Annotated in this window: 14 protein-coding genes and 1 riboswitch; of the genes, 1 reads left to right on the forward strand and 13 read right to left on the reverse strand. The window is 39.8% G+C overall.

Going from position 1 to position 13299, the window contains the following annotated elements; genetic code table 11:
* Window positions 1-44 precede the first annotated feature (44 nt).
* From prsW to ACYP5M_RS07605, 12 genes are all read right to left on the reverse strand, one after another.
* Complete coding sequence (prsW, locus tag ACYP5M_RS07550) at window positions 45-731, reverse strand: glutamic-type intramembrane protease PrsW (RefSeq protein ID WP_101222437.1); 687 nt, start codon at window positions 729-731, stop codon at window positions 45-47.
* A gap of 97 nt (window positions 732-828) precedes the next feature.
* Complete coding sequence (locus tag ACYP5M_RS07555) at window positions 829-1794, reverse strand: asparaginase (protein WP_101222438.1); 966 nt, start codon at window positions 1792-1794, stop codon at window positions 829-831.
* A 26-nt stretch (window positions 1795-1820) separates the two neighbouring features.
* Complete coding sequence (locus ACYP5M_RS07560; RefSeq protein WP_459734847.1) at window positions 1821-2789, reverse strand: YpdA family putative bacillithiol disulfide reductase; 969 nt, start codon at window positions 2787-2789, stop codon at window positions 1821-1823.
* A gap of 151 nt (window positions 2790-2940) precedes the next feature.
* On the reverse strand, window positions 2941-4218 hold the full coding sequence (locus tag ACYP5M_RS07565) for a Glu/Leu/Phe/Val family dehydrogenase (RefSeq protein ID WP_048681753.1): 1278 nt from the start codon (window positions 4216-4218) through the stop codon (window positions 2941-2943).
* Between the two features lie 269 nt (window positions 4219-4487).
* Complete coding sequence (locus ACYP5M_RS07570; protein ID WP_101222440.1) at window positions 4488-5063, reverse strand: genetic competence negative regulator; 576 nt, start codon at window positions 5061-5063, stop codon at window positions 4488-4490.
* A gap of 89 nt (window positions 5064-5152) precedes the next feature.
* Window positions 5153-6046: a MerR family transcriptional regulator gene (locus tag ACYP5M_RS07575; RefSeq protein WP_459734848.1), complete on the reverse strand. Its 894-nt coding sequence runs from the start codon at window positions 6044-6046 to the stop codon at window positions 5153-5155.
* A gap of 98 nt (window positions 6047-6144) precedes the next feature.
* Window positions 6145-6960: a metallophosphoesterase gene (locus ACYP5M_RS07580; RefSeq protein WP_459734849.1), complete on the reverse strand. Its 816-nt coding sequence runs from the start codon at window positions 6958-6960 to the stop codon at window positions 6145-6147.
* Window positions 6961-7055: 95 nt separating this feature from the next.
* Window positions 7056-7514, reverse strand: a complete 459-nt coding sequence (locus ACYP5M_RS07585) for a YpbF family protein (protein ID WP_034308074.1) — start codon at window positions 7512-7514, stop codon at window positions 7056-7058.
* A 142-nt stretch (window positions 7515-7656) separates the two neighbouring features.
* The gene (locus ACYP5M_RS07590) at window positions 7657-8451 is read right to left on the reverse strand and encodes a LysM peptidoglycan-binding domain-containing protein (protein WP_434167343.1); all 795 of its coding nucleotides are present in this window, start codon (window positions 8449-8451) and stop codon (window positions 7657-7659) included.
* Complete coding sequence (locus ACYP5M_RS07595) at window positions 8429-9055, reverse strand: CPBP family intramembrane glutamic endopeptidase (protein ID WP_434167344.1); 627 nt, start codon at window positions 9053-9055, stop codon at window positions 8429-8431. Before ACYP5M_RS07595 ends, ACYP5M_RS07590 begins: the two co-directional genes overlap by 23 nt.
* Window positions 9045-10547 (reverse strand): RecQ family ATP-dependent DNA helicase, encoded by a 1503-nt coding sequence (locus ACYP5M_RS07600; RefSeq protein WP_452444818.1) that lies wholly within the window; start codon window positions 10545-10547, stop codon window positions 9045-9047. Before ACYP5M_RS07600 ends, ACYP5M_RS07595 begins: the two co-directional genes overlap by 11 nt.
* Window positions 10548-10549: 2 nt before the next feature.
* Entirely contained in the window at window positions 10550-11611 is a 1062-nt protein-coding gene (locus ACYP5M_RS07605; protein ID WP_230176964.1) for a YpbB family protein, read from the reverse strand.
* Between the two features lie 290 nt (window positions 11612-11901).
* On the opposite strand from ACYP5M_RS07605, the gene ACYP5M_RS07610 reads away from it, so the two are divergent.
* Window positions 11902-12150: a ferredoxin gene (locus ACYP5M_RS07610; protein WP_133347639.1), complete on the forward strand. Its 249-nt coding sequence runs from the start codon at window positions 11902-11904 to the stop codon at window positions 12148-12150.
* Between the two features lie 123 nt (window positions 12151-12273).
* Here the strand turns inward: ACYP5M_RS07610 and ACYP5M_RS07615 are convergent, their stop codons facing one another.
* Entirely contained in the window at window positions 12274-12855 is a 582-nt protein-coding gene (locus ACYP5M_RS07615; protein WP_434167346.1) for an ECF transporter S component, read from the reverse strand.
* Between the two features lie 165 nt (window positions 12856-13020).
* Window positions 13021-13156: riboswitch (FMN riboswitch) on the reverse strand.
* Between the last annotated feature and the right edge of the window lie 143 nt (window positions 13157-13299).

The raw sequence follows: 13299 nt of genomic DNA on the forward strand, positions 1-13299 counted from the left end.
CGGAGCGGGCAAAATATGCCAGCACTCCGTTTTGATAGTATTCTTCATTTGCTAAGGAATTGATTTTGAGAAAGTTTTTCAGCATGAAAGTCAGACAACAAACGTGCTTTCTTTACTTTTTTCATGCCTAGCCACCATAGATAAATCATGAATGGCATGATAAAGTAAACCCAAAATTTTTGGGAAACTAAAATATAATCGTAAACCCCATGTAACGAAATTGGTATGATCAATGCCAATGATAAATAGACCTTATTATTCGATGCTGAAAATTTCGCCTTGCCCAAATAATATCCCATGATCACACCGAACAAAGCGTGACTGGATACAGGGAGGATGGCCCTGAGAAAAGCATGTTCCACCCCGTTGGCCAACAGGTACAAAATATTCTCCATTGTAGCGAATCCAAGGGAGACTGCAGCTCCGTAAACAATCCCATCATACGGCTCATCGAATGCTACATGCTGATAAATGACATAAATGAGTATGAACCACTTGAAGAATTCCTCAAGCAGTGCAGCCCATAAAAAAGCATTTGCTAAATCGGTATTCAAGATATGTTCGGTTTCGAGCACATACTGTATGAACATAATCGGCAATACAAGAAAGACACCGAATAAAAATGTTTTGACCACAACCGATATCGGTTCGGTTTCATATTGATCTTTCAAATAAAAATAGCTCAGTAGCGCCAATCCAGGCGCAATGGCCGCTGACAACATGACCAGCATTAGCTGACCCTCTTTTCATCTTCGTTTCCTTAATCGTACCATGGAATGAAGAAAAACTGAATCCAAGAATCAAGTCTTCCAAATTTTATTTTATCCTTCAGTATTTAAAGAAGGTCTCATCTATAGTGTTTTCGCTTGCCAGCATGACAGCTAACTTGATCCGGGCCTTCTTGCTGTCATAGTCTGCGCCTAATATCACACCGCGTTGTTTTAGATCAAATGCGCTGCCTTCATAATCATAAGCTGGGTAAACTTTTCCTTCTTCCGCACTTGTAGTCATGATGATCGTTATGCCTTTATCGATTGCAGCCTGTATGGAAGTTACCATTACAGGGGTAACCTGTCCCCTTCCTACACCCTCGAGCACGATGCCTTTCGCACCGTTTGCAACCGCAGCATCAATAAAGAGGCCATCAGCGCCTGTATGGCACTTGATGATATCCACCCTGGGAATGCAATCCCCAATATCATAACACTCCCTATGTAATGGTTTTTGATAGATGCTGACGACATCATTATCAATTATCCCCAAATATCCATAGCCAAAAGATACGAACCCCTGCAAATTGGAAGCATGAACTTTTTTGACATACTTGGCTGAATAGATCCGCTCATTAAAAACGACTACTACTCCGACATCCCTTATAAGATCACTCGCAGCGCATAATATCGAATTCCTTAGATTGGAGTATACATCGGTGCCCACGTCTTGAGGAGAACGTTGTGAGCCGGTTATTACGATTGGACGTTGATCCTTAGTCGTGACATCAAGGAAATAAGCCGTTTCCTCAAGTGTATCCGTACCGTGGGTCACGACGATTCCCGTGACATCAGGATCCTCCAATTCCTTTTGAATGGCTGATTTAAGCTGCTGCATTTTCTCGAAGGACATGGACATGCTTGAAATCTGGAAAAGATCAACCACTTTAACCTCGATATCGTTGGGCAATTCGCAAAGTGCTGCCAATTCATGGCCAGTCAATGCACCAGAGGCCAACATACCATTCGCTGTTGCTTTACTGGCAATAGTCCCACCAGTCGTTATTAATGATATTTTTTCCATACGGTCCCAGCTCCTTATTTATATAATCACTTTTCTTTAACAGCCAAATGATAAGCAATCGATCCACCATGGAACCTGCCGTTCTCGATGAAGATTTCGTTCGCATTATTTCCGGCTGCAAGAACTCCTGCAATATAAAGACCTTTAACGTTCGTCTCCATCGTTTCCTCGTTATATGCGGGCCTTCCAGTCTCCTTATCAATAGTAATGCCCATTGAAGCTAAAAATGAATGATCAGGATGGTATCCAGTCATAGCAAATACAAAATCATTTTTAATGACTTTTTCCTCATCGCCGACATGATAGATGACGCTGTCTTCCGTTATCCTGTCAACATTCGCATTAAACTCCATCTTGATCGTTCCATTGCGTACCAATGATTCGAATTCGGGAAGGATCCAAGGTTTGACACTTCGAGAGTAATCCGATCCTCTATAAAGGACTGAAACCCTTGCTCCTGATTTGACCAATTCCAGAGCTGCATCCACACTTGAGTTTTTGCCACCGATGACGGCAACATCACAATTAAAGTAGGGGTGGCCCTCCTTGAAGTAATGAAACACTTTTGGAAGCTGTTCACCCGGTATGCACATATAGTTCGGATGATCATAGTATCCGGTCGATACGATGACATGCAGAGCAGTATAGTCACTCTTCGATGTCTTGACTAAAAATTTCCCATCTTCACGCTTTTCCACTTTCTCCACTTTTTCGAATTTATTGACCCGCAATTCTTTCCTTCTGACTACCTCCCTATAATAGGCTAGCGCCTGATTGCGGACCGGTTTACGGTTTTCGATTATAAAAGCGATATCACCAATCTCCAGTTTTTCACTCGAACTGAAAAATGTTTGATGTGTCGGATAACGGTAAATGGAATCAACCACATTGCCTTTTTCAATGATCAGGGACTGTATTCCCACTTCTTTAAGAGCGATTGCAGCAGCCAATCCACAAGGGCCCCCACCTATGATAATGACTTCTTCAACATTCATCTTTATTCCACTGCCTTTCCATGCACTATGTAATTCGTTCGTCTAAATATAAAAACTCCTATCAATACATGATAGGAGTTTTTACAAATCATTTCAATGATAAAGCAATGAACATGATTTTAACTATAAATTAATAAATGATTTGAAGTTTTTAGATCCAACCGCGGAAGCGAGAAGCTTCAGCCATTTTTCTTACGCCAATCATATAAGCAGCTAGGCGCATATCTACACGTCTTGATTGTGCAAGTTCATATATATTATTAAAGGATTTCACAAGGATTTTTTCCAGCTTTTCGTCCACTTCTTCTTCAGACCAGTAATATCCTTGGTTATTTTGTACCCATTCGAAGTAAGAAACCGTAACACCACCAGCAGAAGCAAGGACATCAGGAACAAGAAGGATTCCGCGATCCGTTAGGATTTGTGTCGCTTCAATTGTTGTTGGTCCGTTAGCTGCCTCGACAACGATCGATGCTTTGATATCTGCAGCATTTTCTTCAGTGATTTGGTTTTCAATTGCAGCCGGAACTAGAATATCACATTCCAATTCAAGCAGTTCTTTATTAGAAATTGTGCTTTTAAACAATTTCGTTACGGTTCCGAAACTATCTCTCCGATCGAGAAGATAATCGATATCCAAGCCTTCAGGATCATGAAGAGCGCCATATGCATCCGAAATCCCAATAACTTTAGCACCAGCGTCGTGCATGAATTTAGCTAAGAAACTACCTGCGTTACCAAAACCTTGAATGACGACCCGTGCCCCTTTAATATCGATGCCGCGTTTCTTGGCAGCTTCATTGATACAAATCGTTACACCCTTGGCAGTCGCTGATTCACGGCCATGGGAACCACCAAGCACTAGCGGTTTACCCGTAATGAATCCTGGCGAGTTGAATTCATCCATACGGCTGTATTCGTCCATCATCCAAGCCATGATTTGAGAGTTTGTGAACACATCAGGTGCCGGGATATCTTTAGTCGGCCCAACGATTTGGCTAATTGCGCGAACATAGCCCCGGCTCAGCCTTTCAAGCTCACGGAATGACATATTACGAGGATCACATACGATACCGCCTTTACCCCCGCCGTATGGCAAATCAACGATGCCGCATTTCAAACTCATCCAAATGGATAATGCCTTCACTTCACGTTCCGTTACATTAGGGTGAAAACGGATACCACCTTTTGTAGGCCCAACAGCATCGTTATGCTGTGCACGGTAACCCGTGAAAATCTTAACCGAGCCATCATCCATGCGGACTGGTATCTTCACCGTTAATAAGCGCAATGGTTCCTTCAACAGCTCAAAAACTTCTTCCGGGTAACCCAGCTTATCCAAAGCTTTATGTATTACAGTTTGGGTAGACCTCAGTACGTCGTGTTTTTCTTCTTCATTTACATGGCTATTGCCTTTTGCCGATTCCATTAAAGTACCTCCTAGAAAATCTCATCCATATATAAAATCTATAATGTACAAATAGTCCTCTTCATGTGCTAGTATACACCTTCGATACAGATATGCAAGAGTAAAAATGGGAATTTAAAAGTTGGAAATATTCTAAAAATGAAAACGTTATCATATCAACTGTTTTCATACACTTTAACCGCATATCTTCTTCGGCCGAGGGCTGAGACAAATAAGGCAAACCGCATTGTTTTTTCCTAATGTGGCTGCCTTGTCTCATTCGTTTTACATCAACTGAAGTGTGTGAGCAAAACATGTATCGCTTCATTTTCGATTATACATGTTCCGTATTCGTTTATGCGGCAGAGTGTCAATGTAGATGCATGACCATACTCAGCCGCTAAGGATATGACCGTGTCGTAGGTGGTGTCTTTAACATTTTCGATAAGTAAATAGTATCTTCCCTCAAAATGATAAAGAGTACTTTTAAGCAAACCTTGAAAAGATAATCTGTGAGATAATTGGACGATATCTTCAAAGTCATTGAAAACATACAGAATATGGGGGAAGTCATCAATTTTCACTTGTAAATCCAAGTACTCCTCTTCATCTGTCAATAATTCCTCTTCGTCCTTTGTCACAATGATTATCAATCCTTGAGCAGGCAAGGAGAAAATTTCAATTGCAATGGAGCCACTCATTTTAAAGCTGAGTTCTTCGCATGCTTCTTCGACCATATCCTGAAATAGCTTGTGGACCTTTAAGGAATTCCCTAAAATATCTTCTTTTGTAATGCCTCTATCAATTAAATCATCAAGGGTCAAAAAAATCTTGATTTTATTATTGGTTAATCGCTCCAGCTTCATAAAAAAATGCCCCCTGGTTACCATCTTCATACATCATATGAAGCCTTGGTCGCAGGGTGCATATCCATTATTTCGCCTAAGCGGCGCAGCTAATCTTTCAGCCATTCCTCCCATTTAGATTGCGTGTCCCCCATTAAAACTCCGCTGAAGGCCGTACGGTTTTCTTCGGATATATCGCTCAGCGCCGCACCGCCAAGACCCACCTTCAAATCCGGGAAATCCTTTATTAACGATTCAAGCAGCATAAATGTTCCATCAAGATTCTCTTTCAGTGAACATGACATGAATAGGTATGAGGGCTTTATGATGTTTAAAACGGTGAAAAGGTCCTTATCAGCAATGGATTCACCTAAATAAATGGTTTCATAGCCTTTCCGCTTCAAAAAAATGGTGAAGACCAACAGTCCAAATTCATGTTTTTCACCGGGAGCACAAACGGTAAGTGCTTTCGGAAGGAAACCATTAGTCGGAATCGCATGCATGACTGAACTGATCCTGGATTTTAGGATGTTCGACGCAAAGTGTTCATGAGCGGAAGTAATTTCTCCCCTTTCCCACTTATCCCCAACCTGAACCAATATTGAACCGAGTATTTCAACTATGGTTTGTTCGATTGTATACATACTGAATGCTTGGCTTATCAGCATATGGGCTTTATTTTCATTGAAATTTAATAGAGCTTCAATCAATTCATCCGATAACTTAACCGTTTGTTCATCCTGACGGTTCGTTTCAGGAACTCCAATCGTTTTTGTGCCAGTATTTTCGAGAAGTGAAACGGCTTGGCTTATTGTAAAACCTTGCGCTGTTTTATTGATGAGATATTTAAGGATTTGCAGATGTTTTTCTGTATAAAGCCGGTGCCCTGATTCATTCCTGACAGGCTCGATAAATTTATAGCGCCTTTCCCATGCCCTTAGGGTTCCCGGCTGAATGTCCAGCAGTTTTGAAACCGCCTTTATATTATATTTACCTTCTTGCATGGTTTTACAAGGCCTCCAATAACTGTACGATCATTTGTTGAAATTATAGTGGATTTTTCAAAGTCTGTAAAATCCCGATATGCTCTTCTAAAATTAGCCTAATAGGTTTTTTCCACTGCTTCGCCTATTTCAGTGTCCGTCCCCCTTTTCAGGGTGAACAGGTGTGTTTCCGGCTTAGCCTCAAGCCTTAAAGGCACTGCGCTTGTCCCATAGCCATTACTCGTCATATATAAGCAGTCCCCCTCTTTTTTTATGCTGCCGATCTGATAGGGCCCAAATCCGAATATGCGAATCTGCCCGCCATGGGTGTGACCTGACAGGACAAAACGAATATGGTGTTCCGGAGTCAACTGATTCTTCACCAATGGATTATGGCTCACCAAAATCCGAAAATCTTCATTCCCGCAATCCGACAGTGCAAGGTCAAGCCTATCACGTTCTTCCGATATATCATCAATGCCCAGAAGAGCTATTTTGCTGCCATTTTGAGACTCAAAAGAAACAGCTGTATTATCAAGGATTTTCACACCATGTTTCAGAAGAGTCGCATCCAGTTCGTGGAAGTCTCCTTCATAATCATTATTTCCCCAAACAAAATAAAGGGGTCCAATTTCTTTTAGTTTCAATATATTTTTTTCCACGCGTTCTATGGGAACCCCGCTTTCCCTAATGTCACCGCCGATTATCACCAAATCTGCCTTGTCACGAACTTCCTCTATTAACTTATCCGCAACAATCCGTCGATGAAGATCGGAAATGAAAAAAATCCGAACATCGCCAAAGCCTTCAGGAAAGTCTTTGAAATATAAGTCTTGAAAAATCACCCTATCTTGCATAGCAGTACGCCACATGTAAATGACCATGGCAAACGACAGCAGAATGATGACTAAAAATAATCCAGATAACCAATACATCTTAGTTAAACCTTCTTTCCATCCTTATCCCAAACGTACTTTCATATAACCATAAAATCAAATTACCCGCAATTAAATATGATTTAACGCGCCCGTCATTTATTTTCATGATATAAGTTAATATCATAATTCTTCTTCATCATTTCAAAAACCTTATGTCGATTTTTCCATTCTTCCTCTTTTTCCCATAATTGCTTACTTTTATTAATGATTTCACAGCGTAGCAGTTGAAACTCCTTCTCAGCTTTATCAAGCTTTTTTTTAATTAAAACCATATATCCATATAGGCCTATTGCTGCCGCCAAAAAAAGGAAGTGGCTAAAATGATCGACGAAAACACTAAACATACTGAAAAAGGAATAGGAATAAGGTACAACGATATAAAAATAAAGATAAATCATAAAAAGGACAGCAACAATCATGGTTGCCCATAAGCTTTGCAGGTGCTTCTTTTTAAGTGCCTCGAATTTTTTCTTTCGATCCACGACATTCTGCAGCATTTGTTTTGTTGCTTGATCCGTTTTCTCATCCAATAAAATGATTGTCGATTCCATCGCATTTCCTCCTCTACTCTTTCAAATCATGATATGAAAGAGTAGAGGAAAAAATGATTAAGTACCTGCCACGTTTGGCTTCATACCGGGCCAAGTCAAGCAATTTTAAAAACACCCTGCCTATAAAGACAGAGTGCCATCGTTATTTCTTGATCGGAATTTTCAATACTTGACCTTTGGAAATTTCATTGCCATTCAGCCCATTCCACTCCTTGATTAGAGCAATCCCTTCCTGTGATTTGTAGTAATTCATGGAAATGCGAAATAATGTTTCTTGACCTTGAACAGTATGTAAGACAACTTTGTATCCCTCTTTATCCGTTTTCGCAGCTTGAACATTTTCGGCAGACTTTTTCTTTTCTGCTGCTTCCTTCTTTGCTTTTTCGTCAGCTATTTGCTGTGCTTTGGCTTTTTCTTCAGCCTCTTGCTGTGCTTTGGCCTTTTCCTCAGCCTCTTGCTGTGCTTTGGCCTTGTCCTCAGCTTCTTGCTTCGCTTTGGCTTTTTCTTCAGCCTCTTGCTCCGCTTTGGCTTTTTCCTCAGCTTCTTGCTTCGCTTTGGCTTTAGCCTCAGCTTCTTCTTTCTCTTTCTCCGCTTCAGCCTTTGCTGACTCTTTTTCCTTTAAGTCCTCTGCCGTTGCTGTAGTTGGAATCGATTCTTTATCTTCCTCTTTTAAGACGACTTGGTCACTTTTAGTAACAGGTACAGGCCTATCCTGCAGATATGTATAAAGGGTATAAAATACAATTGGAAGCAAAATAAAAAATAACGCTAATAATTGTATCATTGGGAACTTAATCTTCACTTTACTTTTTTTCTTTTTATTCTGGTGGACTTTGCTGCGCTTGGGCAATGATGATTTAGCCTTCTGACGTTCAATTCGCGAACGAAGTTCACCAGCCTGATCATTTTCTTTTTCATTCTTTTGTACCCGGCTCATTCAAGTCACCCCCTTTCTTGCTCAACCCTCTTTGCTTTTTGTTCCTGATTAAAATACCAAGGATAAAGTCAATCAAAAAGTGGGCCGTAATCGTCACGATGATATTATTAGTCATTTCAAATAGAAAACCGATAAAGAAGCTTAAAACCAAAACATTCAAAAATAAAAACCAATTAAAAAGGTAACGATAATGGACGGCTGCAAAAATGATGCTCGTAAGAAGCAAACCAAAATGTGTTTGCAGCACTCCACGGAATAATAATTCTTCGCTAATCGCCACCACTAAAGCTACGACAAAAATCATCGGGTATGACAAATTACTGAAAATGCGTTCGTTAATACCACCATCATCCTGATAGGAAGAGGGTGTCACTTTCATAAGCAATAAGTCAAATAGCACGACAATGACTCCTGCGGGAATTCCAATCAGCAAAATGTTCAGGTCATCATAGATAAATAAGTCGAAAAAGGCAGAACGGTCTTTAAATAAAATAATACCTAAAAAGATGGCTAACGTTAAGAGAATAATTTGTGTAAGAAACAAATTAAATAGCAACTGTTTATCTGTAAGTTGTTTAATCATTTCAGCTTGCTTATTTTTCATTGCCATATTCCTTCTTTAATAAGATATAAGCCAATTCCTTTTTCCACGAGGAAAAGGAATTGACCGGATCCACCTTGACTTCCGGCCATACATCAGCCATTTTTTCGGTATCCATCCCACAAATATCACAACAGATGGGATTCACTTCCCGATGCTCTTCTCCAAAGTAGTCCAGTATTCCTAAACGTCGACATTCCGGTGCATAGATCCAGTGCAGGAAGTTATGCAGCTTTTCTTGATTCCTGGATTTCCTCTTTTGACAATACTCTTTCATCGCAGCCACTTGATGTAGGTTATTACCCGTAAACTGGGTAAAAAAACGCAGCTGGACTTCGTTTAACGAAAAGGATTGAGACAGCTGTTCTTTTTCTGAAAGGGTCAAATTCACCGGAATCTTTTGTGATGCATTAAGGAAAGAACATACACCATCGATTTGAGAATCCGAAGGCAACTGCTGCTCCATCAAATGCAGCGGAAGCCCTTCATCCCCTTCACTATATAATAAGACAGCCACACTTTGCTTACGATCCCGTCCCGCCCTGCCTATCTCCTGAAGATATGCTTCCATCGTCGATGGGATATGAAAATGGATAACATATCTGACATCGGATTTATTCACACCCATTCCAAAAGCACTTGTTGCACATATAATCTTTAACTGGCCAGAAATGAATTGTTGCTGAATCAGCATCCTTTGTTCCTGTTCCATTCCACCGTGATAATAATTGACACTATCAATCCCGTTTTCCTGTAAAAATCTTGTGACAGATTCCGCCACTTTTTTAGAGGAAAAATAAATAATCCCGCTTCCGGTAAATTTTCTGACAAGCTCCAGCACACGTGCTAGCTTCTCATCGTAGCTGAACATTCGCTCGACAATAATTGCGATATTTTCCCGATCAACAGATGAGACCGTTTCATTGACCGGCTTAATATTGAGTTTACCAACGATATCCCTCCGGACCTCATCGGTTGCAGTTGCTGTCAGGGCAAGAGTCAACGGATTGTTCAATTCACGCCTCACTTCTCCTAAATTCAAATAATCCGGACGGAAATCATACCCCCATTGTGAGATGCAGTGAGCTTCATCTATGACGAACAAACCTATATCTATGGATTTCAAGGATTTTATTACACCCTCCAGGCTTAACATTTCAGGAGATAAAAAGATAAAACGATAACTATGCAACCGGTCGAAAGCTTTCCTTTTTTGATTTAATGTCAAAAAGGAGTTGAGGGTCAATACACTTTTTTCGCCACTCATCTTCAGCTGATCTGCTTGATCCTGCATTAATGATAATAATGGGGAGACAATTAGGACAGTCTTATTTAAAAGATAAGCCGGCAGCTGGTAGCATAATGATTTACCTGATCCGGTCGGTAGCATCGCTAAGGTATGATTGCCGGACATCAATGATTCAACCACTTCCTTTTGTCCAGGACGGAATTCATCAAAACCGAATTTTTCTTTGAGGACTCGTTCTATATTCATCATCACTCACCTATTTTCGCAAGTACAAGTCTTATTTGGAAAAAGCTTATCTCTTTATTATCGACCATCTGCTTGATTGCTTTAAGCTTTTTTGTTCCAAGTTCCTTAATAGCTTCAGCAATTTTCCTCTCATCCTCGATATTCACATAATCTGAAATCGGAAAACTCTTGTCCGATAAGACAATTTCTACGAGGTGATCTTCGATGGTGTTGACTTTCAATCTGCGGATTTCAGCAATTTCACCCAGACTTTTCCCTTCATGGATGTATCGTAAAGTAGCCTGTGTAGATTGTGTCAAATGAGGATTCCCACTACTTTTCCAATCATTTGTTAATGTGGACAAGAGAGGGTAATCCTTTCCCGTTTCCATTTCAGCAAGCATTTGATGCAATGAGTCAAGGAATGTAAAGCGGACATACTCTTCTTCTACATCCTTCCTTTTTGCAATCTGTTCAAACGTAAGTCCAATCCTGTTGATCCCGGTTATTTTCAAAATGAATATGTCTCGTTTCATATCACTTTGACTTTCTAAAAGGGATATCAGTTCATCATATAGATGTTGGGCAATCAATGCTCGATCCTGACGATTGGCATGTAAAAATTCCTTTACGAAGAATTGGATTTTGGGATTTCTTTGTATCGGATAAAAACGTCTTTCATTGTGGACAATATGGGATATGGTTTGAATGAGTAAGTTTAACCTTCCCCAGAAAACCGGGGTGATATTGTGATATTTCCAACCATTAATATACGCCGGAAAAGGATTATTTTTAAAGTAATCGACTAACATTCCCTCACCTTGCATACTAATTTCATATGCATCTGGTTTATCCGTTAATTTAATCAAGTCATGCTTAAGTAAATGTTCAATGTTTTGATTTAATTGCTGACGGGTAAATCGAGGTATTGTCCCAAAAATATCCGTTAGCCCGAATAAATGGGCATCCTGGATTGTTTGTGACGATTTCTTCCCTTGCAGCATATGGTATATAGCATAAATGGAGCGTTCGCCTTGAAATTTTTTTATCGCATATAGAATGATGGCCTGTAGATAATTATTCATGGGACTCACATCCTTGTTTCATTTAACCAATAAACCCATTGTAACAAATAACTGCAAAAATCGCCGTTATTATTGATGAATACAAGGAAAATTATGTGACTAAATGACGAATCATGGAAAGAACCAAGTTAAGTATTTCGATGTTTTCCGTTGACATTGTGCTACATGATAGTTATTATCAATACAATTTCTATTGAAAAGTTTGGCATTCGGTCTTACAATAAGAAAGAGATAATAATCTGAAATAAAAAGATTATCAGTTGTCAATCAACTTAGGAGGGGTTATATTCATGGCTAAATTTACTATTGTGGATAAAGAAACATGCATAGCTTGTGGAGCTTGCGGAGCAGCGGCACCAGATATATATGATTACGATGACGAAGGGATTGCATTTGTTACCCTTGACGATAACGAGGGAATCGTTGAAATTCCTGATGTACTTTTAGATGACATGATGGATGCATTTGAAGGATGCCCAACGGATTCTATTAAAGTTGCTGACGAGGCATTTGACGGAGATGCACTTAAATTCGAATAACGTACAAGCCATTTTCAATCGAAAATGGCTTTTTTTTGCCATCCCATTCCAAAATGAAACAGGCATAAAAAAACAACTGAATACAAATATCCGGTTGTTTTTTTATTTCTATCGTTAATGCCATTAAGCATTCTTATATAATGTTTGTTTATTGATCCATGTCTGTAATTTAATGAACAGCAACATGAATACGGATGTGATGAGTACGCCTTTTATCACATTGAAAGGCAAGATTGCCGTCGTAACGAGCTCTCTTGACTCGGGTGCCGACATTGCATCCCATCCCATAAAGAAGGTATAAGCCGGTAAGAAGACATAATAGTTTAAAACACTCATGAATACTGCCATGGAAACTGTTCCCGCAAGTAAAGCGAATGTCATCCCTTTTTTTGAATTGATTTTCTGAAATACATAATAAGTCGGCAAGACAAACAGTATTCCGGCTATGAAGTTAGCAATATGCCCCACAGGTACAGCAGTCAAGGTCCCTGTCATGACTAAATCCAATAGGTTCTTAATGAACTCGACTAGAATTCCAGCCATCGGTCCGAAAATCAATGCCGCCATCAGTGCTGGTATGTCGCTAAAATCAACATTGAGAAAAGGCGGGAATCCCGGAAACGGGAAATTTAAAAGCATCAATAAATAAGAAATGCTTCCCATCATGGCAAGTGTGACCGTTTTTTTCACTTTGTTCTTTTTCATAGGTCTCTCTCCTTCTTTTCCGATCTACCTGAAAAAGAGGTTAGGGTTCCAAAATATGTTGATGTTCAATAAAAAAACCTTTAATTCCAATAGAATTAAAGGGATAAATTAAAGGTTACATCAAACAAACGTTCAGCAAATAACTGTTGAAACGCACTCAGGAACCTCCATCTTCTCCCATCCAGACTATACTGTCGGCTTTGGAATTGCACCAAATCCTGCCTTGTAAGGCTCGCGGGCTTAGAAGAAGAAACTCTTCATCACCGCCGGTGGGGAATTGCGCCCCGCCCCGAAGATAGATCTATAAATTTTTTTTATACTTCCCATTATATCTGAATTACCTGTTTTTTGATAGCACTTTTTTTCTCAGTTGATTCATTCAGGATGATTATCGATCGTCACAGTGAATGGCTTAAAATAAATAGTGGATACAAAAATGAAAAT

It is taken from the genome of Peribacillus sp. N1 (genome assembly GCF_054600815.1).